Origin of the sequence: Aeromonas cavernicola, from assembly GCF_002795305.1 — a bacterium.
GTDB classification, from domain to species: domain Bacteria; phylum Pseudomonadota; class Gammaproteobacteria; order Enterobacterales; family Aeromonadaceae; genus Aeromonas; species Aeromonas cavernicola.
On record NZ_PGGC01000023.1, the window covers coordinates 1 to 1,914 of the forward strand.

At 53.4% G+C, this 1,914-nt stretch carries 2 protein-coding genes and 1 pseudogene; all 3 read left to right on the forward strand.

The genetic code is table 11. The features are described from left to right. The first annotated feature begins 136 nt into the window (after positions 1 to 136). A protein-coding gene (locus CUC53_RS03100) for an IS3 family transposase (RefSeq protein ID WP_236757852.1) occupies positions 137 to 1,311 on the forward strand; the annotation gives its coding sequence in 2 pieces (ribosomal slippage) (positions 137 to 425 and positions 425 to 1,311; 1,176 coding nt in all). Between the two features lie 36 nt (positions 1,312 to 1,347). Beyond that, positions 1,348 to 1,710: pseudogene (locus CUC53_RS03105) on the forward strand (Tn3 family transposase); the annotation flags it as partial. Positions 1,711 to 1,782: 72 nt separating this feature from the next. Further along, positions 1,783 to 1,914: transposase (locus CUC53_RS03110; protein ID WP_157798183.1), on the forward strand; the 132-nt coding region annotated here is incomplete at its 3' end.

Sequence of the window (1,914 nt, forward strand, 5' to 3'; positions counted from 1 at the left end):
CTACCGACAGGTGAAAAAACTGAGTATCCGTGAAACCTCTGAGGCCACCGGATACAGCTGTTCTCAAATATGTCGAATTCAGGCACTATACCGGGATAATCAATAAGTTTAGGTCAAAATTCAGACTTAACGTACAATAATTTTCGATATCCAAACTGACCCCATCTCCATCGTGCAGCAGACCTTTGAGCCCGGAATGACCGTCTCTCATGTCGCTCGCTTGCACGACGTCAACGCCAACCAGCTTTTCAAATGGCGTAAGCAATTCCAGGATGGGTCTCTAACGGCGATCACCGCCGGTGAGGATGTTGTTCCAGCCTCCGAGTTGGCTGCTGCCATCAAGCAGATCCGAGAGCTCCAGCGTCTGCTCGGGAAGAAGACCATGGAGAACGAGATCCTCAAAGAAGCCGTGGAGTATGGTCGAGCAAAAAAATGGATTGCGCATGCGCCCTTGTTGCCGGGGGACGACGATTAAGTGCTGTGAGCCAGGCCCTTAATGTATCGCGTGCGCAGCTATCCGTTCGTGTTCATCGCAAACCAGGTTGGCAAGATGGTCGTCATCATCGCCAGCGTGATGATGCAGCCTTACTTGGCCGTATCATGGAGGCGATGGCAGAACTTCCCTCCTATGGCTATCGCCGGGTCTGGGCGCTGTTACGGCGTCAGTCAGAGGCAACAAGACAGCCTGTAGTAAACGCCAAACGGGTATATCGCGTCATGAGAGAGCATGACCTGCTGCTGGAAAGAAAACCGGCTGCACCCTTGACCCAGCGGGCACATAAGGGGCGTGTCGCAGTCAAAGAGATCAATCGGCGATGGTGCTCGGATGGCTTCGAGTTTCGCTGCGATAACGGTGAAAAACTACGAGTCACGTTCGCCATGGACTGTTGTGACAGGGAAACCTTGGACTGGGCTGCCAGTACCGGGGGTTATGACAGTGACACGGTGCAAGATGTCATGCTGAGGTCTGTCGAACGTCGCTTTGGGGATGTATTGCCTACATCCCCAATAGAGTGGCTGACTGATAATGGCTCGGCGTATCGTGCCCATGAGACCCGTGCGTTTGCAAGAGAAATCGGTTTGGAGCCCAGAACGACTGCGGTGAGAAGCCCACAGAGCAACGGTATAGCGGAGAGCTTCGTCAAGACGATGAAACGCGACTATATCGAGATGATGCCAAAACAAGATAGCTGGACTGCGGTAGGCAATTTAGCTATCGCGTTCGAGCATTACAACGAGCACCACCCGCACAGCGCCTTAGGATACCGTTCACCCCGGGAATTTCTGCGTAGTCGGGTATCACAACCCTAAGCGGGAAAAAGTGTCTGGACCTATGGGGTCAAATCCAAGCACCAGGTACCTGCATTGACCAGACACCGATTGAACTGGGTCAAGCAAAATTACCTGCGGGCAGAGACGCTGGTGAAGGCAAACGCCAAACTGGTGGACTACCAATCCGCATTACCCCTACCTGGGAAGTGGGGCGGCGGCGAGGTGGCTTCTGCTGATGGCATGCGGTTTGTCACGCCCATCCGCACTATCAATGCCGGGCCGAACCGGAAATACTTTGGCTCCAGTCGTGGCATTACCTGGTACAACTTTGTCTCGGATCAGTTCTCCGGCTTTCATGGCATCGTCGTCCCTGGCACATTGCGTGATTCCATCTTTGTACTGGAAGGTCTGCTAGAGCAACAAACTGGCCTGAATCCCCCCCGGTGTCAGGATAGTTGTCGCCTAAACAGATCACGCTAAATGGAAGACCGGGGGCGGAAGAAGGGTTCGATGACTCGCTATTCTGATGAACATAAATCCGCACTGCTCAAGAAGCTGTTGCCTCCTATCAACATGTCTGTCGCTGAGCTTGCTCGCCAGGAGGGCGTCAGCAAGACCGTCCTGTATAGTTGGCTCAAACAA